This is a genomic window from Streptomyces sp. NPDC001493, assembly GCF_053597235.1.
Genome location: NZ_JBSFHV010000008.1, coordinates 11961 through 33809, shown reverse-complemented (window position 1 = coordinate 33809; position 21849 = coordinate 11961). Strand labels below are relative to the sequence as shown.

The 21849-nt window shown below is 71.2% G+C and carries 23 protein-coding genes; 8 read left to right on the top strand and 15 right to left on the bottom strand.

The window, feature by feature from the left end; translation table 11 throughout:
- Positions 1–6 precede the first annotated feature (6 nt).
- Both ACWCWD_RS13905 and ACWCWD_RS13900 read right to left on the bottom strand, forming a co-directional pair.
- Entirely contained in the window at positions 7–696 is a 690-nt protein-coding gene (locus tag ACWCWD_RS13905) for an SDR family oxidoreductase (RefSeq protein ID WP_450772772.1), read from the bottom strand.
- Between the two features lie 67 nt (positions 697–763).
- Positions 764–1303: an LOG family protein gene (locus ACWCWD_RS13900; RefSeq protein WP_450772770.1), complete on the bottom strand. Its 540-nt coding sequence runs from the start codon at positions 1301–1303 to the stop codon at positions 764–766.
- Between the two features lie 158 nt (positions 1304–1461).
- On the opposite strand from ACWCWD_RS13900, the gene ACWCWD_RS13895 reads away from it, so the two are divergent.
- Both ACWCWD_RS13895 and ACWCWD_RS13890 read left to right on the top strand, forming a co-directional pair.
- The gene (locus ACWCWD_RS13895) at positions 1462–1797 is read left to right on the top strand and encodes a DUF427 domain-containing protein (protein ID WP_450772768.1); all 336 of its coding nucleotides are present in this window, start codon (positions 1462–1464) and stop codon (positions 1795–1797) included.
- 106 nt (positions 1798–1903) lie between these two features.
- On the top strand, positions 1904–2704 hold the full coding sequence (locus ACWCWD_RS13890; protein ID WP_450772766.1) for an alpha/beta fold hydrolase: 801 nt from the start codon (positions 1904–1906) through the stop codon (positions 2702–2704).
- A gap of 49 nt (positions 2705–2753) precedes the next feature.
- Here the strand turns inward: ACWCWD_RS13890 and mnmA are convergent, their stop codons facing one another.
- Complete coding sequence (gene mnmA / locus ACWCWD_RS13885) at positions 2754–3887, bottom strand: tRNA 2-thiouridine(34) synthase MnmA (protein WP_450772764.1); 1134 nt, start codon at positions 3885–3887, stop codon at positions 2754–2756.
- A 61-nt stretch (positions 3888–3948) separates the two neighbouring features.
- On the opposite strand from mnmA, the gene ACWCWD_RS13880 reads away from it, so the two are divergent.
- A complete protein-coding gene (locus ACWCWD_RS13880; RefSeq protein ID WP_450772763.1) occupies positions 3949–4635 on the top strand; it encodes an N-acetylmuramoyl-L-alanine amidase in 687 nt (228 codons plus the stop codon).
- 24 nt (positions 4636–4659) lie between these two features.
- Here the strand turns inward: ACWCWD_RS13880 and ACWCWD_RS13875 are convergent, their stop codons facing one another.
- The 3 genes from ACWCWD_RS13875 to ACWCWD_RS13865 all read right to left on the bottom strand — a co-directional run bounded on the left by ACWCWD_RS13875 (position 4660) and on the right by ACWCWD_RS13865 (position 6497).
- Positions 4660–5829 (bottom strand): cysteine desulfurase family protein, encoded by a 1170-nt coding sequence (locus ACWCWD_RS13875; RefSeq protein ID WP_450772761.1) that lies wholly within the window; start codon positions 5827–5829, stop codon positions 4660–4662.
- Positions 5830–5842: 13 nt separating this feature from the next.
- Complete coding sequence (locus ACWCWD_RS13870; protein ID WP_450772759.1) at positions 5843–6232, bottom strand: DUF4190 domain-containing protein; 390 nt, start codon at positions 6230–6232, stop codon at positions 5843–5845.
- A 118-nt stretch (positions 6233–6350) separates the two neighbouring features.
- Entirely contained in the window at positions 6351–6497 is a 147-nt protein-coding gene (locus ACWCWD_RS13865; RefSeq protein WP_390962520.1) for a hypothetical protein, read from the bottom strand.
- 114 nt (positions 6498–6611) lie between these two features.
- Here ACWCWD_RS13865 and ACWCWD_RS13860 point away from each other — a divergent pair, with 114 nt between their 5' ends.
- From ACWCWD_RS13860 to ACWCWD_RS13845, 4 genes are all read left to right on the top strand, one after another.
- Positions 6612–7262: a TetR family transcriptional regulator gene (locus ACWCWD_RS13860; protein WP_450772757.1), complete on the top strand. Its 651-nt coding sequence runs from the start codon at positions 6612–6614 to the stop codon at positions 7260–7262.
- Positions 7263–7498: 236 nt separating this feature from the next.
- A complete protein-coding gene (locus tag ACWCWD_RS13855; RefSeq protein ID WP_450772756.1) occupies positions 7499–8167 on the top strand; it encodes a hypothetical protein in 669 nt (222 codons plus the stop codon).
- A 5-nt stretch (positions 8168–8172) separates the two neighbouring features.
- Entirely contained in the window at positions 8173–9681 is a 1509-nt protein-coding gene (locus ACWCWD_RS13850; RefSeq protein WP_450772754.1) for a hypothetical protein, read from the top strand.
- Positions 9682–9757: 76 nt separating this feature from the next.
- Positions 9758–10198 carry a hypothetical protein gene (locus tag ACWCWD_RS13845; RefSeq protein WP_450772752.1) on the top strand — a complete coding sequence of 147 codons (441 nt, stop codon included), beginning with the start codon at positions 9758–9760 and terminating at the stop codon, positions 10196–10198.
- 34 nt (positions 10199–10232) lie between these two features.
- On the opposite strand, the gene ACWCWD_RS13840 is transcribed toward ACWCWD_RS13845, so the two are convergent.
- Positions 10233–11195, bottom strand: a complete 963-nt coding sequence (locus ACWCWD_RS13840; protein ID WP_450772750.1) for a zinc-binding dehydrogenase — start codon at positions 11193–11195, stop codon at positions 10233–10235.
- 83 nt (positions 11196–11278) lie between these two features.
- Here ACWCWD_RS13840 and ACWCWD_RS13835 point away from each other — a divergent pair, with 83 nt between their 5' ends.
- Entirely contained in the window at positions 11279–11908 is a 630-nt protein-coding gene (locus tag ACWCWD_RS13835) for a TetR/AcrR family transcriptional regulator (RefSeq protein WP_450772749.1), read from the top strand.
- A 30-nt stretch (positions 11909–11938) separates the two neighbouring features.
- Here the strand turns inward: ACWCWD_RS13835 and ACWCWD_RS13830 are convergent, their stop codons facing one another.
- The 8 genes from ACWCWD_RS13830 to ACWCWD_RS13795 all read right to left on the bottom strand — a co-directional run bounded on the left by ACWCWD_RS13830 (position 11939) and on the right by ACWCWD_RS13795 (position 21634).
- A complete protein-coding gene (locus tag ACWCWD_RS13830) occupies positions 11939–13399 on the bottom strand; it encodes an MFS transporter (RefSeq protein WP_450772747.1) in 1461 nt (486 codons plus the stop codon).
- Positions 13400–13707: 308 nt separating this feature from the next.
- A complete protein-coding gene (locus ACWCWD_RS13825) occupies positions 13708–14634 on the bottom strand; it encodes a thioesterase family protein (RefSeq protein ID WP_450772745.1) in 927 nt (308 codons plus the stop codon).
- 81 nt (positions 14635–14715) lie between these two features.
- Entirely contained in the window at positions 14716–15387 is a 672-nt protein-coding gene (locus ACWCWD_RS13820; protein ID WP_450772744.1) for a trimeric intracellular cation channel family protein, read from the bottom strand.
- A gap of 18 nt (positions 15388–15405) precedes the next feature.
- Positions 15406–16647, bottom strand: coding sequence for an ABC transporter ATP-binding protein (locus ACWCWD_RS13815; protein ID WP_450772743.1), 1242 nt, complete (start codon positions 16645–16647; stop codon positions 15406–15408).
- On the bottom strand, positions 16644–17744 hold the full coding sequence (locus tag ACWCWD_RS13810) for an ABC transporter ATP-binding protein (RefSeq protein WP_450772742.1): 1101 nt from the start codon (positions 17742–17744) through the stop codon (positions 16644–16646). Before ACWCWD_RS13810 ends, ACWCWD_RS13815 begins: the two co-directional genes overlap by 4 nt.
- The gene (locus ACWCWD_RS13805) at positions 17741–18748 is read right to left on the bottom strand and encodes an ABC transporter permease (RefSeq protein WP_450772741.1); all 1008 of its coding nucleotides are present in this window, start codon (positions 18746–18748) and stop codon (positions 17741–17743) included. The genes ACWCWD_RS13810 and ACWCWD_RS13805 overlap by 4 nt, the downstream gene beginning before the upstream one ends.
- 72 nt (positions 18749–18820) lie before the next feature.
- On the bottom strand, positions 18821–20575 hold the full coding sequence (locus tag ACWCWD_RS13800) for an ABC transporter substrate-binding protein (protein ID WP_450772740.1): 1755 nt from the start codon (positions 20573–20575) through the stop codon (positions 18821–18823).
- A gap of 57 nt (positions 20576–20632) precedes the next feature.
- On the bottom strand, positions 20633–21634 hold the full coding sequence (locus tag ACWCWD_RS13795; RefSeq protein WP_450772738.1) for an ABC transporter permease: 1002 nt from the start codon (positions 21632–21634) through the stop codon (positions 20633–20635).
- Positions 21635–21849 lie beyond the last annotated feature (215 nt).

Genomic DNA, 21849 nt, shown 5'->3' with positions numbered 1-21849 from the left:
GCCGGGTCAGCGCCCGGGGCGGACCGTCAGGTCGTTGACCTCGGCGTCGCGCGGGAGGTCGATCGCCATGAGGATCGTGGTGGCCACCGACTCGGGGTCGATCCACTGCCCGGCGTCGTACTCCTTGCCCTCCTGCTGGTGGACCTTGGCCTGCATCGGGCTGGCGGTGCGGCCGGGGTACACGGAGGTGACGCGGACGCCGTTGCCGTGCTCCTCGTGGCGGAGCGAGTCGGCGAGCGCCTTGAGGCCGTGCTTGCTGGCGGCGTAGGCGCCCCACTGGGCGGACGCGGAGAGTCCGGCACCGGAGTTGACGAAGACGACGTGGCCCCGGGCGACGCGCAGCTGCGGCAGCATCAGCCGGGTCAGCTCGGCGGGGGCGACGAGGTTGGCGTTGAGCTGGAAGTGCCAGGCCTTCGGGGTGAGGTCGCCGATGTTCCCCAGCTCGACCACACCGGCGATGTGCAGCAGCGAGTCGAGGCTCTCGGGCATCGGCTGCTGGCCGAACGCCCAGGAGAGCCGGTCGGGGTTGCCGAGGTCGCCGACGAGCGTACGGGCGCCCGGGTGGAGGGCGGCCAGTTCCTTGGCGCGGCCGGCGTCGCGGGCCAGCAGGACGAGGTCGTCGCCGCGGTCGCGCAGGCGGCGGGCGACGGCTGCGCCGATGCCGGAACCGGCGCCGGTGATGAGGTGGGTAGGCATGGGCTCCATGATCCCACCCGGTCCCGCACGGCCGCCCGGCGGGCGCACGGGACCGGGTGGGTCCGGATCAGAGCTGACCCGCGGACTCCTCCAGGTAGGCCAGCGCGCCGACGCCGTCCTCGGCGAAGAAGACGAGGTCGGTGAGGGGCAGCGGCAGGAAGCCCTCCTCGTCCATCCGCAGGAGCTGCTGCCGCAGGCCGTCGTAGAAGCCGTCGGCGTTGAGCAGGACCACCGGCTTGGTGTGCTTGCCGTGCTTCTTGAGTTCGAGGATCTCGGTGGCCTCGTCGAGCGTTCCCATGCCACCGACCATGATCACGACGGCGTCGGCCTTCTCCAGCAGCAGCGCCTTGCGCTCGGCGAGGTCGCGGGCGACGACCATCTCGTCGGCGTTCTCGCGGGCGTGCTCCGCGAGGAAGTCCACGGAGACGCCGACCAGCCGGCCGCCCGCCTCCTGGACGCCGTCGGCGACGACCTTCATCAGCCCGCTCTCCGAGCCGCCCCAGACGAGGGTGTGTCCGCCGCGTCCGAGCAGCTCGGCGAATTCCCGGGCGGGGCGGGTGTAGCGGTCGTCGAGGTCGGCGGCGGAGAGAAAGACACAGATGTTCATACGGACACCGTACGACCGCACACCGGACCCGCCGCCCTCGCCCCGGAGGGCGGACGGAAAGCGGGCGGGGCGGGGTGCGGGCGCGGCGGGGTCCGGCGGTCCGGTGCGGCGCGGTCCGGCGCGGGAAGAAATCGGGGGTGCCGTCCGCTGCACCTGACATGACTTCCGTCGAGGGACACCGCATCACCGTCGAACCCGGCACCGACCATGTACGCGTCGTCCGCGACGGCCAGGTTCTGGCCGAAAGCCGACGTCCGCTCGTGCTGCGTGAGACCGGCTGCCCGGTCCGCTACTACCTGCCGCCCGAGGATGTCCGTACCGAGCTGCTGACGGCATCCGACACCCGAACACACTGTCCGTTCAAGGGAGATGCCTCCTACTGGTCGGTGCCCGGGGCTGCCGATCTCGTCTGGGCCTACCCCGAGCCGAAGCCCGAAGTGGCGCCGATCAGGGACCACTTCTGCTTCTATGAGACCGAAATCGTCGCCGCCTGACCGCCAACGCCCCTCGCGACCAAGTCTTTTGAGCCTCCTTCGACCGGCGAAGAAAAAGTCTCAGCGGCAGCGATGAGTTCCCCAGCAACCCGGGGTCTGCCCTCCCATGGACAGGATTCTCTCGCTGGACGGCACCCCGATCGCCTACCGCAGGCAGGGCGAAGGTGCGCCGGTGGTGCTGGTCGGGGGCGCGCTGAGCACCGCCGCGACCGACAGCCCGCTGGCCGCGCTGCTCGCGCGCCGCTTCACCGTCGTGACGTACGACCGCCGGGGCCGCGGCGGCAGCGGGGCCGGTCCCGGTCCGTACGCGGCGGCCCGGGAGATCGAGGATCTCGCGGCGGTGGTCGGGGTCGTGGACGGGCCGGTCGCGGTGTTCGGCATGTCGTCGGGCGGGGCGCTGGCACTGGAGGCGCAGGCGGCGGGCGTGCCCATGGAGGTGCTGGCGGTCTTCGAGCCGCCCTACACCCCGGGCGAGGAGGGCCTGCGCTACAAGGCGCGGTGCACGGCGGAGCTGCGGGAGCGGCTGGCGGCCGGCGACCGGGGCGGGGCGGTGGAGCTGTTCCTGGCGCGGACGGGTGTGGAGCCGCAGACGGTGGCGCGGATGCGCCGCGCACCGCTGTGGGAGGGCTTGGAGGAGCTGGCGCACACCCTGGAGTTCGACGACACCCTGCTCGGCGACGGGGCTCCCCCGCTGGAGCGGTTCGGGGCGGTGACCGCGCGCACCCTTGTCGTCAGCGGCGGGTTCAGCGCGGACCCGGTGCGGGAGACGGCGCTGGCACTGGCCGAGGCGATCCCGGGCGCCCGGCACCGGACGCTGAGCGGCCAGACCAGGGAGCTCGCCCCGCAGGTGCTCGCCCCGGTCCTGGCGGCCTTCTTCGCCCGCCGGGGGCTGGTTCCCCAGGCGTGAGGCGAGGTCCCGTGGCCGGGCGGGTGCGCCGGCCACGGGGCTCCCGTGTTCAGGAGGCGGCGGGGGCCGTTTCGCGCCGGACGGTGGTCGCGATGGTGGCCGAGCCGACGACCCGGGTGCCGTCGTAGAGCACGACCGCCTGGCCGGGGGCGATCCCGCGCACCGGCTCGGCGAAGGAGACGTGCAGGGTGCCGTCGACCAGCTCGGCGGTGACCTCGGTCTCGCCGCCGTGGGCGCGCAGCTGCGCGGTGTAGGTGCCGGGGCCCGCCGGGGCGGTGCCGCACCAGCGCGGCTTGATGGCGGTGAGGGCCGTGACGTCGAGGGCCTCCACCGGGCCGACCGTGACGGTGTTGTTCACCGGGGAGATGTCCAGGACGTAGCGCGGCTTCCCGTCGGCGGCCGGGTGGCCGATCCGCAGGCCCTTGCGCTGGCCGATGGTGAAGCCGAAGGCCCCGTCGTGGGTACCGAGCTTGGCGCCCGACTCGTCCAGGATGTCGCCCTCGGCCCTGCCGCCGAGCCGGCTCGCCAGGAAGCCCTGGGTGTCGCCGTCCGCGATGAAGCAGATGTCGTGGCTGTCGGGCTTCTTGGCGACGGCGAGTCCGCGCGCCTCGGCCTCGGCGCGGATCTCTTCCTTGGTGGTGAGGGTGTCACCGAGCGGGAACATCGCGTGCGCGAGCTGCTTCTCGTCGAGCACCCCGAGGACGTAGCTCTGGTCCTTGGCCATGTCGGAGGCGCGGTGCAGCTCGCGGCTGCCGTCCTCGTTCAGGACGACGGTGGCGTAGTGGCCGGTGCACACCGCGTCGAAGCCGAGGGCGAGGGCCTTGTCGAGCAGCGCCGCGAACTTGATCTTCTCGTTGCAGCGCAGGCAGGGGTTGGGGGTACGCCCGGCCTCGTACTCCGCGACGAAGTCCTCCACGACGTCCTCGCGGAAGCGTTCCGCGAGGTCCCAGACGTAGAACGGGATGCCGATGACGTCCGCCGCGCGGCGGGCGTCCCGGGAGTCCTCGATGGTGCAACAGCCGCGCGCTCCGGTACGGAACGACTGCGGGTTCGCGGAGAGGGCGAGGTGCACACCGGTCACGTCGTGCCCCGCCTCGGCGGCGCGCGCGGCGGCGACGGCGGAGTCGACTCCGCCGGACATGGCGGCGAGCACGCGGAGGGGGCGCTGGGAAGTCTGAGTCATAGCCCGTCCAGAGTACGGGTCTCCTGGAACCGATCGCCCGCGGATATGCGTTGCAGCTGTCATGGGAACCACGGGAGGCGGCAGCCCGGGCCGGGACGGGGCGGGGGACGGTGTGAGCCGTCGCACCCTGCTGATCGGCGGCTCGGCCATGGCGGCGGCGGTCACGGCCGCGGCCCTGGTGCGGGACGAGCTGAAGCACGCGTGGTGGCGGCTGCCGGGCGTGGAGAAGCCGCGCACCCCCGGTGAGCTGGACTACGCGGGGGCCCGCTGGACGGCTGCCTCGGAGGCGAACTGGCGCCGTGCGGACCGCCCCGACGACTACCGGATAGACCGGGTGGTCGTGCACGTCACCCAGGGCAGTCTGGCGAGTGCGGTGCGGGTCTTCCAGGACCCCGCGCACCTGGCCGCCGCGCACTACGTCGTGGGCAAGGACGGGTCGGTGACGCAGATGATCCGGGAGCTCGACGTGGCGTACCACGCCGGCAACCGCGCGTACAACGAGCGGAGCGTGGGCATCGAGCACGAGGGGTTCGTGGACCGCCCGAAGGACTTCACCGCCGCGATGTACGCCTCCTCCGCGCGGCTGACGGCGTCGGTCTGCGGGCGGTACGGCATCCCCGTCGACCGGGAGCACGTCATCGGGCACGTGGAGGTGCCGGGGACGGACCACACCGACCCGGGTCCGTACTGGGACTGGGACCGGTACATGGAGCTGGTCCGGCGGGCGTCCTCGGCACGCGCCGGCTGACCGGGGCTCCGCGTCCCCGGTCGTTCAGCTGAGTCCGGCGGTGCGGGCGCGTTCGACGGCGGGGCCGATCGCGCGGGCCACGGCGGCGACGTCCTCGGCGGTCGAGGTGTGGCCGAGCGAGAAGCGCAGGGTGCCGCGCGCCAGGTCGGGGTCGGTACCGGTGGCCAGCAGGACGTGGCTGGGCTGGGCGATCCCGGCGGTGCAGGCGGAGCCGGTGGAGCACTCGATGCCCTGGGCGTCCAGCAGCAGCAGGAGGGAGTCGCCCTCGCAGCCGGGGAAGCTGAAGTGGGCGTTGGCCGGGAGCCGGCCGCCCGGGGCGGGGTCGCCGCCGAGCACGGCGTCCGGTACGGCCTTCAGCACGGCCGCGACCAGGTCGTCGCGGAGCCCTCCGACGCGGCGGGCGAACTCCTCGCGGTGGCGGGCGGCGTGCTCCCCGGCGACGGCGAAGGCGGCGACGGCGGGCACGTCGAGGGTGCCGGACCGCACGTGCCGCTCCTGGCCCCCGCCGTGCAGGACGGGTACGGGGGTGTGGGCGCGGCCCAGCAGCAGGGCGCCGATGCCGAACGGGCCGCCGATCTTGTGCGCGCTGACCGTCATGGCGGCGAGCCCGGAGTCGGCGAAGCCGACCTCCAGCTGACCGAAGGCCTGCACCGCGTCGGCGTGCATCGGGATACCGAACTCGGTTGCGACGGCAGCGAGTTCATGGACCGGCATGATGGTGCCGATCTCGTTGTTGGCCCACATCACGGTGATCATCGCGACGTCGTCGGGGTCGCGGAGGATCGCCTCGCGCAGCGCCTCGGGGTGCACCCGGCCGTACCGGTCGACGGGGAGGTACTCGACGGTCGCGCCCTCGTGCTCGGCGAGCCAGTCGACCGCGTCCAGCACGGCGTGGTGCTCGACCGGGCCGGCCAGCACCCGGGTGCGCCGGGGGTCGGCGTCGCGGCGGGCCCAGTACAGGCCCTTGACGGCGAGGTTGTCGGCCTCGGTGCCGCCCGAGGTGAAGACCACCTCGCTGGGGCGGGCACCGAGGGCGTCGGCGAGGGTCTCTCTCGACTCCTCGACGGTACGGCGGGCCCGGCGCCCGGCTGCGTGCAGGGAGGACGCGTTGCCGGTAGCGGCGAGCTGCGCGGTCATCGCCGCGATCGCCTCCGGAAGCATCGGCGTGGTCGCGGCGTGGTCGAGGTAAGCCATGGTGCGTCCGATTCTACGAGCCCCAGGCGACCGTCCCGTGAGCGGTGACCAACACCGCGAGAACGGCGAGGTCGGCGACGCCCAGCGCGAGCCCCAGGAAGGCCCTTCCGCGGCGTTCGGTGGACCGGGCGAGGGCGATCAGCGCCATGACGACGGCGGCCGGGCCGAGCAGCAGGTTGAACACCAGCAGGCCCAGCAGCCCGAGGACGAACGAGGCGACGGCGAGGCTGTCGGCGTCCCGGACACGCTCCCCGACGGCCGCCTTCCCGGAGCCGGCGGGCCGGGCGGGGCGGGCGGGGCGGGCGGGCCGGGCTTCGGCGGTGGCGGCCTCGGCGGGCCGGGCGGCGGGGTCGATCCGGTGGCCCGGGCGCAGGACCGGGGCGACGAGCGAGGAGAGGGCCATGGTGCGGGCTCCTTCGGTCGGATGCGAGCAATGCGGATGCGAGCAATGCGAAGCGGGGAACTCGGTGGGAGCGAGAAGGTGACAGGGGCCCGCCGACAGGACCCGGCGGCCCGTCGCGTCAGTGCGAGCGGCGTTCGCGGACCGCGAAGCCGATCAGCCAGCAGCCGATCACGGCGGCGGACGCCAGCGTCAGTGCGAGCGGGAGGTGCGCGACCGTCCCGAGCACGAGCCCGAACAGGAGCAGAGCGGCGACGAGGACGAACATGGGCGGCCTTTCTGGGCGATGGCCGGAACAGTGAGAGTACGACTGTTCACTGACCACCCAGTCTAAACCCGCCCCCGCTTCCCCGAGTCGGGGAACAGTTGTTTACTCAATGGCATGAGTCACATCGCCGGAGCCCGCCAGGCACAGAAGTTGAGAACGCGTCAGACCCTGCTGGACGCGGCCCTCCAGCTCCTGGAGCACCAGAGTCTGAGCAGCCTGGGCCTGCGCGAGGTGACCAGGGCGGCCGGCGTCGCCCCCACCGCCTTCTACCGCCACTTCGAGGACACGGCCGCGCTCGGGGTGGCTCTGGTCGACCAGACGCTCGGCAGCCTGCACGGCATGATCGCCGCGGTCCTCGCCGACGCCGGGGACAGCGAGGAGCGGCTGGAGCGGAGCGTCGCGGTGATCGCGGGCCATGTGGCGGCGCGGCCCGCGCACTTCCGCTTCATCGCCCGCGAACAGCACGGCGGGGTGGCCCGGGTCCGTGCGGCCATCGCGGAGCAACTCGCGCTGTTCGCGCGGGAGGTGGCCGACGCGCTGGCCGGACAGGCGGAGTCGGCGGGGTGGAGCCGGGAGGATCTGCTGATGCTGGGCGGGCTCCACGTCGACCACATGGTGATCACCGCCTCCGCACTCCTGGACGCGGCGCCCGGCACCGAGGAGGAGGTCGTCCGGGTGGCCCGGCGGCGCCTGCGGCTGATCACCCTGGGACGCCGCCACTGGCTGGACGACCCGGCCCCCGGCCTCCGCGAGCCAAAGGCGTGAACCCGGACCGCGCGCTCCGGGCGGGGGCGCGCCGCTCGGCCATCGGCGGCGGGTTCGCGCTTAGGTGGTGTCCGGCGGATCGAGGTCGGACAGGGCGCGACGCCCGGAACGGCACCTCACTGGTGTCGCCGCACCGCGAAATCCACCGGGGCCGTGCCCCCGCCGGCCCGCCCGGCCGTGGCACGGCCCCGCGCCGGTCCGCCCGGCCGGCATCGACGCGTCCGAAGGAGAAACCCTTGAGCGCACACCGTTCCACCGTGATGTCCCGTGCCGCGGCGGTGCGTCGTATCGACGCGCTGTTCCAGACGATGGAGACCGATTTCCTGCTGCGGGAGCAGTTCATCACCGGCCCGACCCAGATCCTGACGGAGTACCTCGGGAATCCGTCCGTCACGCCGGAGCAGACGGCCCTCACCGACCGGCTCGTCTACGCGGTGTTCGCCAGTCCGAAACTGCTGGGCTGGTTCCAGGAGTACGTGCACCGCCACGCGGACGAGGTGCCCACCCAGGGGCAGTTCCTCACCGCCTTCTGCGAGGCGACCGTCGCCCATGACGGCCAGGACGTCGTGGCCGCCCTGTTGGAGGGGTGCGCGGCGGAGACCGGACTCGCCGGGCTCACCGACGACCTGCTGTACTACTTCGTCAACCTCCATGTCGCCCAGACGATCTGCGAGGAGAGGGACGGAGACACGGGGGCCGGGCAGGAGGAGGTCGGCATCCAGGCCCGGGGCACCACCCCGTTCGTCACGAACATCACCTGGACCACCTACATCAAGGCCCGTACGGCCGACGGCGAGCAGGCGTTCAGCTCGCACTTCGTGCCGCCGTACGCCGCGGTGACCCTCAACGGCCTGGCCCGTTACGCCGTGGAGCTCCGGGCACACGACGCCTTCCGGCTCGGGTGACCGGGGTGGGCACGCCGTGGAACGCCGGACCGGCGGTCGCCCGCGCGAGGGCCGCCGTCCGCACCGGCCGCGCGGACGAGGCGGCGGGCGCGCTCCGCGAGGCCCTCCGCACCCGTACCCGCACCCGCACCCGGGACACCGAATCCCGGGACACCGACCACCAGAGCCGTGACCCCCGGGACACCGACCACCGGGACCGCGACTCCCAGGACACCGGCCCCCGGGACACCGACCACCGGGACCGCGACTCCCAGGACACCGGCCCCCGGGACACCGGCCCCCAGGACACCGGCTCCCAGGACCGCGCGACGCGGCGCGAGTTGACCCTCCTGCTCCTCGCCTCGGAGCGCCGGGACGAGGCGCTGGAGTTGTCGTGCGACGAACCGCCCGTGCGGGCCGACGCCCTGGAGTGGCTGCCGGACGCGGTCGACGCCGCCCTGGAGCACGGCGACTTCCCGCTCGCCGAGGGGTGCGCCTCGCTCTTCGCCCGGCTCCGCTGGGGGGCCTCCTCCGATCCGGCCGACCGCGCGGCCGTCCCGCTGAGCGTTCCCAAGCTGCGGCACGACATCGACCAGATGCGCCACCTCCGGAGCCTGGGCACGCTGGGCGCGGAGTACGACCCGGTCATCGACGCCTACGAAGCCGTACGCGACCGCCTGGCGGCCAAGGGCCCCGACGCCCGCGAGCCCCTGGACGCCGACGCCGACCGGTCCGTGGCCGACACCTACAACCGCCTGCTGCACGTACGCCACACACCACGCGTGGCGCGTGCCCTGTCCGACCGCTGGGACCCCGGAGCCGTGGAGGAGCGGTACCTGGCGAACGCACCCGGCGTGGTGCACGTGGACGACTTCCTCACCGGGGAGGCGCTGGACGAGCTGTACCGGTTCTGCCTCGAGTCGACGGTCTGGTCCGGCAACCGCTACGCGCACGGCCGGCTGGGCGCGCTCATGCAGGACGGGTTCGTCTCCCCCTTGCTCATGCAGATCGCCGAGGAGTTGCGGGACGCCCTGCCCCGGCTCATCGGCGACCGCTACCCGCTGCGCCAGATGTGGGGCTTCAAGTGCGGCCCCCACGTGCCCGCCGACGTCACCACGCACGCGGACTTCGCCGCCGTCAACGTCAACTTCTGGGTCACCCCGGACGCCGCGAACGCCGACGAGGACTCGGGCGGCCTGGTGGTCCACGACGTCGACGCCCCCTTGTCCTGGGGATTCGACACCTACAACGGCCGCCAGGACCTGATCGGCCCGTTCCTGCGCCGCACCCGGGCCCGCAGCATGACCATCCCGTACCGGCAGAACCGGGCGGTGATCTTCAACTCCGACCTCTTCCACGCCTCGGACGCCGTCCGGTTCGAGCCGGGCTACGAGAACCTGCGCATCAACGTCACGATGCTCTACGGCGACCGCGAGAAGGAGTTCCACCATCCGCGGCTCTCCGGCGCCGAGGCCGCGGCCGGCAGGTCTGCGTGGAGATCGGCGGCCTTCGCACGGGCGAGGGCCGGACGGTAGCCGCCGTACCCGCCGAGCGGCACCCGGAACACACACGCGCACGGAACACCCGCGAACGAAACCGAAAGGATGAGCGATGCACTCCGCAGACCTGGAGGAGTTGAAGGCCCGGTACCGCGACAGCGGTGCCCGGTCCGGCATCAAGCTCGACGACGTCGAGATGCGCGAGGCCCTCTCCCTCCTCCCCCACGAGGGACCGGTGGTCGAGACTCCCCCCGAGGAACTCCGCTACATCGAGGGCCTGCTGAGGCTTCCCCTCGGCTCCGTCGTCGCCTTCTCGATGATCCCCGCCTCCGACCGGCCGGAGTACCCCTGCGGCCGGACGCCCACCCCGCTGGACATCGTCGCCCACGCCGTCAGCCACCAGGTGCACGCGGAGCAGCTCCTGCGCGACACCGTGATCGGCGTGCACAACGTGTTCGAGTTCGCCGACGGCGGGCGTACGGCCCCCTGTCACCGGTGCGGACGGGAGTTCACGGCCAGGAGCTACTGGACGTACGAGTACATGTACGCCTGACGCGGAACGCCTTCGGCCACGGCCACGGCCGGGACTACGGCGTCAGCACGATCCGGCCGAAGACCTCGCCCGCGTCCATCTTCCGGTGGGCCGACACGGCCTCGTCCAGGGGCAGCACCTCGTGCACCACCGTGGCGATCTCGCCCCGGCCCGCCGCGGCGAACTGCTCGCTCCGCACGGCACGCCGGTCGGCTCCGGTGACCGTCGCCGCGCTGAAGGCGCCGAAGGACATCGACTTCTGGAACGCCGCCATGATCCTCGTGCCGAAGTCCGCCGGTGGCTTGCCCGCGACGGCGCCCACGGCCACCATGCGGCCGTTCGGGTTCAGCCGGTCGAAGAACGACGGCAGGTCCTGGCCGGCCACCACGTCGATGATGACGTCGTACCCTGCGGGAGCTTCTTCCCCTCCGACGCCGGAGCGGTCCAGCACATGGGTCGCGCCGAGACGGCGCAGCCGCTCGCCCCGCTCGTACGAGGAGGTGGTGACCGCCACGGCGGCGGCGCCGCGGCGAGCGGCGAGCTGCACCGTCATGATTCCGATGCTGCCGGCCGCACCACGCACCAGGACGGTCTCCCCGGGAGCGAAGTGGGCGTGGCGGAGCCCGAAGTGGGCCACCACGCCGGCGCTGCCGAGTGTCACGGCGTCGACCGGGGACAGGTCCGCGGGCAGGGGGACGATCTCCTCGACCGGCGCGAGTGCCCGCTCGACGTAGCCGCCGCCGGTGCCGGTGGCGGCCCACACCCGTTCGCCGATCCACGAGGCGTCGACGCCGTCGCCGACCGCGGTCACGGTGCCCGCCACCTCGCCGCCCGGGACGTGGCCCGCCTTGAAGCCGTAGGCGGCCAGCGCCCCGCTCCGGATCACGGTGTCGACTCCGCCCACGCCCACGGCCTCGGTGGCGATCACCACCTGCCCGGCGGCGGGCACCGGGTCCGGCAGATCGACGACGGCCAGCCCTTCCGGGCCTCCGAACCTCTGGATCACGATGGCCTTCAACGCCGTCTCCCTTGCTCCCGTACGACCTCTGCGCTCGGGCCGACGCTAACGGACGCCCCCGTCCGTCTGGCTAAAGTGAGAGCATGGCCGACCGTTTGCCTCACACCCGGCGTTCCGACGCGCGGGACAACCGCGAGCGCATCCTCGACGCGGCCCGGGCGCTGTTCTCCACCGACGGCCTGGACGTGCCGTTGCGGGAGATCGCACGGCGCGCGGGGGTCGGGCCTGCCACCCTGTACCGCCATTTCCCGACCAAGCAGGTGCTGGCCACCGAGGCCTTCGCGGACCAGTTGCGCGCGTGCCGCACCATCGTCGACGAGGGGTGCGCCGACCCCGATCCGTGGCGTGGCCTCTGCCTGGTGATCGAGAGGATCTGTGAACTGCACGCGCGGGACCGGGGTTTCGGTGAGGCCTTCCTGTCCGCTTTCCCGGGGGCGCCGGACGTCGCGGGCCGCGCGTACACGGTGAAGGCGGTCGCAGGACTGGCCCGACGGGCCCAGGAGGCGGGGCGCCTGCGGTCCGACTTCGTCCTGGACGACCTCGTCCTCTTCCTCATGGCCAACAAGGGGATCCGTACCCGGTCGCCCGACACCCGGGTCGCGGCCTCCCGGCGCTTCGCGGCTCTGGCGATCCAGGCGCTCGCGGCCTGCCCCCGGCACGCACCGCTGCCACCGGCGGCCGCGCTGGTGTCCGACGCACCGGGCAGCGCCTGACCGTGGGCGGGCGGTGTCCGCGCCCGCCCGTCAGGGGGCTTCCTTCGCCGAGAGCGGGGTGGCGATGTCCTCAAGCGACTTCTGCGCGGCGGGCACCGCGAAGAACACCGCGACCAGCCCGGCGGCCACCATCAGCCCCGCCCCGATGCAGAACGCGATGACCGCGTCCCCCACGACCCCGCTCGCGGTGAGCCCGGAGAAGATCAGGGGCCCGGAGATGCCGCCCGCGGCCGTACCGATGGCGTAGAAGAAGGCGATCGCCATCGCCCGGGTCTCCATCGGGAAGATCTCGCTGACCGTCAGATAGGCCGAACTCGCCCCGGCCGAGGCGAAGAACAGCACCACGCACCAGCAGATGGTCATCGTGGTGGCGGTGAGCACCCCGGCGCCGAACAGCCCGGCGGTGCCGAAGAGCAGCGCGCCGGAGAGGATGTAGGTCCCCGCGATCATCGGGCGGCGGCCCCACGTGTCGAAGAGCCGGCCGAGCAGCAGCGGGCCGAGGAAGTTGCCGAAGGCGATGACGGCGAAGAAGTACCCGGTCGTCCCGCTGGAGACGTCGAAGAACTTCACCAGGATCGAGCCGAACCCGAAGGTGATGGCGTTGTACAGGAACGCCTGGCCGATGAAGAGCGAGAAGCCGAGCGTCGCCCGCTTCGGGTAGTCGCGGAAGAGGGTGCGGGCGATCTCCACGAAGCCGATGCTGCGCCGCTGTTCGATGGTGATCGCGGTCTCCGCCTCGGGGAGCGGGCGGCCCTTCTCCTCCTCGATCGACTTCTCCGCCTCGTCGACGATGCGTGTCGCGCCTTCGGAGTGCCCGTGGATGAACATCCACCGGGGGCTCTCGGGTACGTGCCGGCGGACCAGCAGGATGACCAGGCCGAGGATCACGCCGAGGGCGAAGGTGAGCCGCCAGCCGATGTTCTTCGGGAAGATGTCGGTGTTCAGGGCGAGCACGGAGAGCAGTGCGCCGCCCATCGCGCCCAGCCAGTAGCTGCCGTTGATGATCAGGTCGACGCGGCCCCGGTACTTGCTCGGGATCAGCTCGTCGATGGCGGAGTTGATGGCCGCGTACTCGCCGCCGATGCCGAAGCCGGTGAAGAAGCGGAAGAGGAAGAACCACCAGACGGAGAAGGAGACGGCGGTCAGCGCGGTGGCGGCGAGGTAGACCGCGAGGGTGATCAGGAACAGCTTCTTGCGGCCGAAGCGGTCGGTGAGCCAGCCGAAGAAGAGGGCGCCCGAGCACGCTCCGGCGACGTAGAGGGCCGCCGCGAGCCCGGTGACCTGGGCGTCGGTGATCGGCAGTCCGCTGCCGTCCTCGGAGAGGCGGCTGGCGATGTTCCCGACGACGGTCACTTCCAGACCGTCCAGGATCCAGACCGTCCCGAGGCCGATCACGATCATCCAGTGCCATCGCGACCAGGGCAGTCGGTCCAGGCGGGCCGGGACCTTGGTGGTGATGGTCCCGAGACCCGTTCCGTCGGTGTGACTCATGGGGCGTTGCCTTCCTGGGTCCGGCGTCGCTGCACCGCCGCTCGGCGCTGAGTCCGGGTACCCGGGAGCCGTCGGGGGCAAACGGCACGTCAGGGCCGGTGCCGGTCAACGCCGCTGCGCTTCCCGCCGGTCCGGCGGGAGGGGGCCCGGACAGCACAGGACCCGTCCGGCGGTCCACCGGACGGGTCGGAAAGCGGGTCGGGACGCGGGTCGGGACGCGGGTCGGGACGCAGTTCAGGACGCGGTTCAGGAAGGCGCTGCGGGTCGGGACGGCGCTGCGGACCGGGACGCGGACCGGGCCTGAGGGCTCAGCCCCGCGGTGCCATGGCGAGCTGGCGGGACTGGGCGACGAGCCGGTCGGCGCTGTCCCAGACCTCGGCGTCCTCCTCCAGGAAGCCGCCCGCGAGGTTGCGGGTGGTGATGGCCACGCGCAGCGGGCCGGGGGCCGGGCGGCACCGGACGTGGACGGTGAGTTCGACGGTGGGGGTCCACCCCTTGAGGCCCAGCTCGAACGAGGTCGGGGGCAGCGCGTCGACGGCGAGCAGCACCGAGAGCGGGTCCGGGTCGCGGCCGTCGGCCAGGCCGAACCAGCCGCGCATCTCGCCCTTGCCGGACGGCTTGCCGAGGGCCCAGCCGACCGTCGCGGGGTCGAGACGGATGTCGAGCCGCTCGGTGATGGCGGAGCTGCCGGGGATCACGTCGCCGCCCGCCTCGGTGCCGAGGCACTGGTCGAGCGGCGGGATCGCCGGCGGGAGGGCGGTGGTGCGGACCTCGTCGGTGACGGCGTCGAGGTCTCCGTAGGTCGCGAGCACACGGATGCGGGCGACCTCGCTGCCGTCCTCGGCGTACTGGTAGAGGGTCGCCTGGCCGGTGGAGAGGGTGCGTCCGGTGCGGACGACCTCGGTACGGATGACGGCGGGGCCGGGTACGGAGGCGGTGAGGTAGTGCGCGGTGACCGAGAACGGATCGGGGTGCGGCAGCGCGTCGCCGAGGGCGCGGCCGAGGAGGGCCAGCAGATAGCCGCCGTTGACCGCGTGGATGATGGTCCAGCCCGCGGAGAGCTCCGCGTCGTAGACGCCTTCCTCGCGCCGGACGATCGCGGTGTCCCGGTCGAACTCGCTCTCCCCGACGGCCGCCCGTACGAGGGTCGCCGGTACCGAGGCCGCCTGTACAGAGGTCGCCGGTCCCGAGGTCGTCTGCCCGGTCGGTGCCGGGTGCGCTGCTGCCTGTGCCATGCCAGCACGCTACACCGGTTGATTACTGAGCGGTAGCTTTTTCGTCCCGCGAGCGCTCCCCGCGCGGGCGGCCAGCCGTTCTCAGGTGGCCGCCGCCCCCTCCTCGCCGCTCGCCGAACGGCGGTTGTACGCGCGCGGCGCCCGCCAGTGGAACCGCATCGCCAGCAGCCGCAGGACGAACCCGGTGACGACGGCGCAGCCGGTGGACCAGCCGTTCAGGACGTCGAACTGGATGCAGAGCGCGACCATGGAGGCCCCCACGAGCGCGGGCACCGCGTACAGGTCCCGGTCCCAGCGCAGCAACGAGGGCACCTCGTTGGCCAGTACGTCCCGCAGTACACCGCCGCCGACCGCGGTGGCGAGGCCGAGCGCGACGGAGGCGGTCAGGCCGAGCCCGTAGTCGTACGCCTTGATCGTGCCGCTCACGGCGAAGAGGCCGAGTCCCGCGGCGTCGAAGACGTTGACGCCGACCTGGATGCGTTCGACGTGCGGGTGGAGGAAGAAGACCAGGACGGCCGCGATCAGCGGGGTGAGGAAGTAGCCGAGGTCGGTGAAGGCGGCCGGCGGCACCGCTCCGATGATCACGTCACGGAAGAGCCCTCCGCCCAGCGCGGTCACCTCGGCGAGAACGGCGATGCCGAAGACATCGAAGTTCTTGCGTACGGCGAGCAGAGCGCCGGAGATCGCGAAGAAGAAGATCCCGACGACATCGAGCGCGTGCTGGACGGAGGGCGTGAACAGTTCGGTGAGCACCGGCCAATTGTGCCGGTGCTACTCCTTCGGGCCGTCCCCCGTGTCCGCGTCGGCGCCCGGGACCTGCGGCTCGGCGGCGGTCCCGGAGTCCCCGGGCGCCTCGGATGCCTCCGCGGTCGCGGCCGGTTCCGGGTCCTGTGCCCGCTTCGGGACCACGATCTCCACCGCGTCCCGCGCCGTCTCCAGCACGGTCTCGCCCGGAATCCGGTCGGGCGCGTTCTCCGGGTGGTGGCAGGCGACCTGGTGTCCGGTCTTCAGCGTGACCAGCGGCGGTTCCAGCGTGGTGCACGCCTCCGTCGCCTTCCAGCAGCGGGTGTGGAAGCGGCAGCCGCTCGGCGGCGAGATCGGCGAGGGCACGTCGCCCTTGAGCAGGATGCGCTCGCTCCTGGCCGCCCGGCGCTTCGGATCCGGTACCGGCACCGCCGAGAGCAGCGCCTTGGTGTAGGGGTGCATCGGCGTCTTGTAGAGCGAGTCGCGGTCGGCCAGCTCCACGATCTTGCCGAGGTACATGACCGCGATCCGGTCGGAGACGTGCCGGACCACCGAGAGGTCGTGGGCGATGATCACGTAGGTGAGACCCAGCTCGTTCTGCAGGTCGTCGAGGAGGTTGACGACCTGCGCCTGGATCGACACGTCGAGCGCCGAGACCGGCTCGTCCGCCACCACGAGCTTCGGGTTGAGCGCGAGCGCGCGGGCGATCCCGATGCGCTGGCGCTGGCCGCCGGAGAACTCGTGCGGGTAGCGGTTGAAGTGCTCGGGGCTCAGGCCCACCAGTTGCAGGAGGTCCTGGACCTTCTTCTTCACCCCGCCCTCGGGCGTCACGCCCTGGAGCCTGAACGGCGCCGAGACGATGGAGCCGATGGTGTGGCGGGGGTTGAGGGAGCCGTACGGGTCCTGGAAGATCATCTGGATGTCGCGGCGCAGCGGCCGCATCGCGCCGGTCTTCAGGTCCGTGATGTCACGGCCGTCGAACTCGATCCTGCCGGCGGTCGGCTCGACCAGCTTGGTGATCACCCGGCCCATGGTCGACTTGCCGCAGCCGGACTCACCGACGACGCCCAGGGTCTCCCCCTTGCGGACCTCGAAGTCGAGACCGTCGACGGCCTTCACCGCCGCCACCTGCCGCTGCAGGATGCCCTTCTTGATCGGGAAGTGCTTGACCAGCCCTTCGACCTTCAGCAGCACCTCCCGGTCCTCGGCCGCCTTCGCCTGCCGCGGGAGCCCGGCCCCGGCCGTGTCCGTCTTCGTCGTCTCACTCACAGCTTCGGCGCAATCTCTTCGGTCCAGATCCGCGTGCGGTCCTCCGTCGGGAGGTGGCAGGCGGAGAAGTGCCCGCTGCCGACCACCTGGAGGTCGGGGCGCTCGGTACGGGTGATGCCGCCCTTGGGGATGTCCGCGTACGGACAGCGCGGGTGGAAGGCGCAGCCCGACGGGACGTTGATGAGGCTCGGCGGCTGGCCCTTGACGGGGACGAGGCGCTCGGTCTGCTCCCGGTCGATGCGGGGCATCGAACCGAGCAGACCCCAGGTGTACGGGTGCTGGGGCTGGGAGAAGATCGCGTCCACCGGTCCGCGCTCCACGCACCGGCCGCCGTACATGACGAGGACCTGGTCGGCGATCTCGGCGACCACGCCGAGGTCGTGCGTGATGAGGACGACCGCGGAGTCGAACTCCTTCTGCAGGTCCCGGATGAGGTCGAGGATCTGCGCCTGCACGGTGACGTCGAGCGCGGTGGTGGGCTCGTCGGCGATGAGCAGCTGCGGGTTGTTGGCGAGCGCCATCGCGATCATCGCGCGCTGGCGCATGCCGCCGGAGAACTCGTGCGGGTAGCTGTCGACGCGCTGGGCCGGCTCGGGGATGCCCACCCGGTCCAGCAGCTCGACGGCCCGCTTGCGCGCGGCCTTCCTGGTCACGTCGTTGTGGACGCGGTACGCCTCCACGATCTGGTTGCCGACCGTGTAGTACGGGTGCATCGCGGACAGCGGGTCCTGGAAGATCATCGCCATGTCGCGGCCGCGCAGCCGGCGGACCTCGTCGGGCGCGGCACCGATCAGCTCCTTGCCGTCCAGCCAGATCTCGCCGGACATCCGCACGTTCTTGCCCCGGGCGCCGAGCCGGTGCAGGCCCATGATCGCCAGGGAGGTCACGGACTTGCCGGAGCCGGACTCGCCCACGATGGAGAGGGTCTGACCCCTCTCCAGGCGGAAGCTGAGCCCGTCGACGGACTTGACCAGCCCGTCGTCGGTCGGGAAGTGCACCTTCAGGTCGCGTACTTCGAGGAAGGCGGTCGGTGCCGCCGATCCGGCCGCGGGAACCGGGTCGCCCACTGCTGCGCCGGTCTTGGACAGTTCGGTCACGAGAGCCTCACCCGCGGGTCGGCGGCGGCGTAGAGAAGGTCCACCAGGAGATTGCAGAGCACGACGAAGAACGCGGCGAGCAGGGTCACGCCGAGGACCGGCGGCAGGTCGTTGTCGGTGATGGCCTGCACCGCGTACTCGCCGATGCCGTGCAGGGAGAACACCCGCTCGGTGATGAGCGCGCCGCCGAGGAGCAGGCCGAGGTCCATGCCGAAGACGGTGATGATCGGCGTGAGCGCGGCGCGCAGGCCGTGCCGGGTGACCACCGTGCGCTCGGACAGGCCCTTGGAGCGGGCCGTGCGGATGAAGTCCTCGTTCATCGTCTCCAGCATCCCCGAGCGGGTGAGCCGCGCGTAGACGGCGGAGTACAGGAGCGCCAGTGAACACCAGGCGGGAACCAGCGTGTTGGCCCACTGTGCCGGGTTCTCGGTGATCGGGACGTACGTCCGGCCGAAGATCGGCCACTGGTAGGTGAAGAGCAGCAGCGCCAGCTGGCCGGTGAAGAACATGGGCAGCGAGACACCCGCGAGGGCGACGCCCATGAAGGTGCGGTCGAAGAACGAGCCCGGCTTGAGCGCGGAGATCACTCCGACCGTGACGCCGGAGAGCAGCCAGATCACCGCGGCGCCCGCGGCGAGCGAGAGCGTCACCGGGAGGCGCGAGGTGAGTTCCGGCCAGACCTCGATGTGGTTCTTGAAGGAGTAGCCGAAGCACGGCGCGCCGCAGTGCGCCGTGGTGGGGCCGAGGTCGTAGGTGGCTCCGCCGACGATCCCCTTGATGAAGTGCCAGTACTGGAGGTAGACGGGCTGGTCCAGGCCGAGGTTGTGCTTGACCGCCGCGATGTCCGCGGCCGTGGGGCTCTTGCCGATGTACTGCTGCGCCAGCTGGTCGGGGGTCTGGCCGGCGAGCCGGGGCAGCAGGAAGAAGATGCCAAAGGTGACCGCCGTGACGACCAGCAGCAGGATCACTGCCGCGACCGTCCGGCGGAGGATGTACGAGATCACGGGGATCGGCGCCGGTTGCCGCAGACCTTTCGGCCTGCGGCAACCAATGCCTTCACCTGCCTTCCGGGGCTGCTACTTCTTGGTCGTGCCGATGTTGAGGTAGTCGTACTCACCGCTGAAGGCCGACGTGGACACCAGGTTGGTGGCGTACGGCGAGCGGTACAGCAGGACCTTGAAGTAGGTCAGCGGAACGAGGACCGCCTCGTCCATGGTGGTCTGGTCGATCTCCGCGTACAGCTTGTTGCGCTGGGCGACGTCGGGCGCGGCGATGGCCTCGGCCAGCTTCGCGTCGACGGTCTTGTTCTCGAACTGCGAGAGGTTGGTGTTGCCGGACTCGCCGATCGCCTTGCTGTTCAGGATCTGCTGCAGGAAGCCGTAGCCGGACGGCCAGTCGGCGCCCCACTGCATCATCATGATGCCGACGTTGTTCTTCAGGTTGAACGCGGGGACGCCCGCGTAGTCGGTGAAGTACTTGCCCGACGGGTACTGCTTCAGGGAGGCGTCGATGCCGACCTTCTTCAGCGACGCGATGATCGCCGTGGCCGCGTCGACCTCTTCCTGACGGTCGCTGCGCGCGGTGATGCTGGTCGTGATCTTGTCCTGGCCGCAGGCCTTCAGGTGCTCCTTGGCCTTGGCCTCGTCGCCCTCGCTGCCGTCGGTCGCGTAGGCGTCCGCCTTCTCGTAACCGGTGATGTCCGGCGGGAGGACGGTGCTGGCGACGTCGCCGCGGATGCTGCCGCCCTCGGCGGTCTGCACGGAGACCTTGTCGATGGCGTACTGCACCGCCTTGCGGCACTCCACGTTGTCGAACGGCTTCACCTTGGTGTTGATCGCCGCGTAGACCAGCCGGCCACCGTAGGTGTTGTCGGTGTTCGCCTTCTTCTTCGGGTCGCTGACCAGCTGGGCCTGGGTCTGGGTCTCGACGCCCTTGCCCTGGAGGTCGACCAGCGTGTCACCGGACTGGAGGTCCTGGTCGATCGTCGACTGGTTGACCTTCAGGTTGACGACGATCTTGTCCGGGTACTGCTTGCGCAGCGGGTCGGACTTCTCGTCCCAGTTCTCGTTGCGCACCAGGACGGCCTGCTTGCCCTCGGTGTAGCTCTGGAACTTGTACGAGCCCGAGGACACGATCTTCTTGACGTAGTCGACGCCGGTGTCCTTGGCCTGCGGGACCGGGGCCGTCTGCGGCGTGGCGACCAGGTAGTCGAACTCCTGGAAGGCCTGGTTCAGGTGGAAGACGATCGTGGTGTCGTCCGGCGTCTCGATGGACTTGAGGCCCTCGGCGCTCTTGTCCTTGTACGGACCCGTGTACTTGTCGCCGCCCTCCAGGAACTGCTGGAAGTAGTTGGGGCCGAGCGAGAGGACGTCACGCGCGAAGTTCGAGCGCTCGACGGCGTACTTGACGTCCTTGGACGTGATCGGCGAGCCGTCCTCGTACTTGAGGCCCGCGCGCAGCTTGTACGTCCAGGTCTTGCCGCCGTCGCTCTGGGTGCCCGGCTCGGAGGCGAGGTCGGGGACGAGCGTGTTGCCCTTCTCGCCGGCGTCCGGCTTGAAGGTCATCAGCGGGCGGGCGTACAGCCGGCTGAAGTTGTACATGTACGCGTAGTAGGTGTTGCCCGGGTCGAACGAGTCCGGGACGTCCGACATCGCGTAGGTGACCGTGCCACCCTTCTCGGTGGAGGCGTTGACGACATCCTTCGTCGCGGCGTCCGCGCCGGCGGACTTGATCTCGCCGTCGCTCTTTCCGTCGTCTGCCTTGCTGCAGCCGGCGAGCAGCAGGGTCACGCTGCCCAGGGCCGCAACAGCGGCAAGTGATGACCTTCGCATGATGGTCGGAATCCCCTCCATTGTCGGAAACTTGTGGAGCTCTCTCCGCGGACGGAGTCAGCGGCTGCGCGGATCGAGAGCGTCGCGGAGACCGTCACCGAGCAGGTTGAACGCGAGCACGGTGACGAAGATGGCGAGGCCCGGCACGACCATGTACTGGGGATCGATCTGGAAGTAGTCGACCGCCTGGTTGAGCATGCCGCCCCACGACGCCTGGGGCGGCTGGATGCCGACGCCCAGGAAGCTGAGCGACGCCTCGAAAATGATGTTGGTCGGGATGAGCAGCGTCGAGTAGACGATGATCGGGCCGACCAGGTTGGGCAGCAGCTCCCGGAAGAGGATGTAGGGGCCGCCGGCCCCCATGCCGCGGGACGCGTCCACGAACTCGCGCTCACGCAGGGCCAGCGTCTGCCCCCGGACGATCCGCCCCAGGTAGGGCCAGTTGAAGAAGCCGATGACGAAGATCAGCACGCTGATGTGGAGCGGCAGCCCGTCGAGCCCGAAGGCACCGCCCTGCAGCGTCGCGGAGATGGCGATCGCGAACAGCAGGAGCGGGAAGGCGAGGAAGGTGTCCATCAGGCGGCTGATGACGGAGTCGACCCGCCCGCCGTAGTACCCGGCCACCACACCGAGGATGGTGCCGATGACGTTCGAGAGCACGGTGGCGCCGAACGCGACCACCAGCGACACCCAGGAGCCTTCCAGGATGCGGGCGAGGATGTCACGCCCGAACTTCGGCTCCACACCGAGCGGGTGATCGAGGCTCATGCCGCCGAAGCCGCCCTTGGGCAGCGAGGTGTTGCTGTCGATCAGGTCCTGGTGGAAGGCGTTCGGATCGAGGTCCAGCAGGGACTGGAGCGGCCGGGACAGGGCGGCGATCACGATCAGCAGCACGACGACGACACCACCGACAACGGCGATCTTGTCCCGTTTGAAGCGGATCCAGGCGATACGCCCGAGCGAACGCCCGACGATCTCCTGGGACTTGATGCCCTCGTCGAGCACAGCCTCCGGCTGCGTCCCGGCAGCCGCCCCGGTGGTCTCGATCGGTGCGGTCACAGCGCCCTGACCCTTCCAGCCGGTGGTCACCGGCCATTGCAACGCCGCTGTAGACGGCTCGCCTTGCCTATGAGATTGCCCAGTGGCCACAGATGATGCGCCCCCGCTGAGCAGCTGATCTTCGTTCTGCACTCGCTCACGGAATCGGCGACCCCATGCCTGACACGGGAGTCTTCAGCGTGTACGCGATCAGTCGCCAGAGCTGACGGGGAAAG

Coding starts and splice junctions, on each gene's coding strand:
- ACWCWD_RS13860 (WP_450772757.1), top strand. CDS start 6,612: ATGAGTCACATCGCCGGAGCCCGCCAGGCACAGAAGTTGAGAACGCGT.
- ACWCWD_RS13835 (WP_450772749.1), top strand. CDS start 11,279: ATGGCCGACCGTTTGCCTCACACCCGGCGTTCCGACGCGCGGGACAAC.
- ACWCWD_RS13880 (WP_450772763.1), top strand. CDS start 3,949: ATGGGAACCACGGGAGGCGGCAGCCCGGGCCGGGACGGGGCGGGGGAC.
- ACWCWD_RS13900 (WP_450772770.1), bottom strand. CDS start 1,303: ATGAACATCTGTGTCTTTCTCTCCGCCGCCGACCTCGACGACCGCTAC.
- ACWCWD_RS13875 (WP_450772761.1), bottom strand. CDS start 5,829: ATGGCTTACCTCGACCACGCCGCGACCACGCCGATGCTTCCGGAGGCG.
- ACWCWD_RS13890 (WP_450772766.1), top strand. CDS start 1,904: ATGGACAGGATTCTCTCGCTGGACGGCACCCCGATCGCCTACCGCAGG.
- ACWCWD_RS13800 (WP_450772740.1), bottom strand. CDS start 20,575: ATGCGAAGGTCATCACTTGCCGCTGTTGCGGCCCTGGGCAGCGTGACC.
- ACWCWD_RS13865 (WP_390962520.1), bottom strand. CDS start 6,497: ATGTTCGTCCTCGTCGCCGCTCTGCTCCTGTTCGGGCTCGTGCTCGGG.
- ACWCWD_RS13870 (WP_450772759.1), bottom strand. CDS start 6,232: ATGGCCCTCTCCTCGCTCGTCGCCCCGGTCCTGCGCCCGGGCCACCGG.
- ACWCWD_RS13830 (WP_450772747.1), bottom strand. CDS start 13,399: ATGAGTCACACCGACGGAACGGGTCTCGGGACCATCACCACCAAGGTC.
- ACWCWD_RS13905 (WP_450772772.1), bottom strand. CDS start 696: ATGCCTACCCACCTCATCACCGGCGCCGGTTCCGGCATCGGCGCAGCC.
- ACWCWD_RS13895 (WP_450772768.1), top strand. CDS start 1,462: ATGACTTCCGTCGAGGGACACCGCATCACCGTCGAACCCGGCACCGAC.
- mnmA (WP_450772764.1), bottom strand. CDS start 3,887: ATGACTCAGACTTCCCAGCGCCCCCTCCGCGTGCTCGCCGCCATGTCC.
- ACWCWD_RS13825 (WP_450772745.1), bottom strand. CDS start 14,634: ATGGCACAGGCAGCAGCGCACCCGGCACCGACCGGGCAGACGACCTCG.
- ACWCWD_RS13845 (WP_450772752.1), top strand. CDS start 9,758: ATGCACTCCGCAGACCTGGAGGAGTTGAAGGCCCGGTACCGCGACAGC.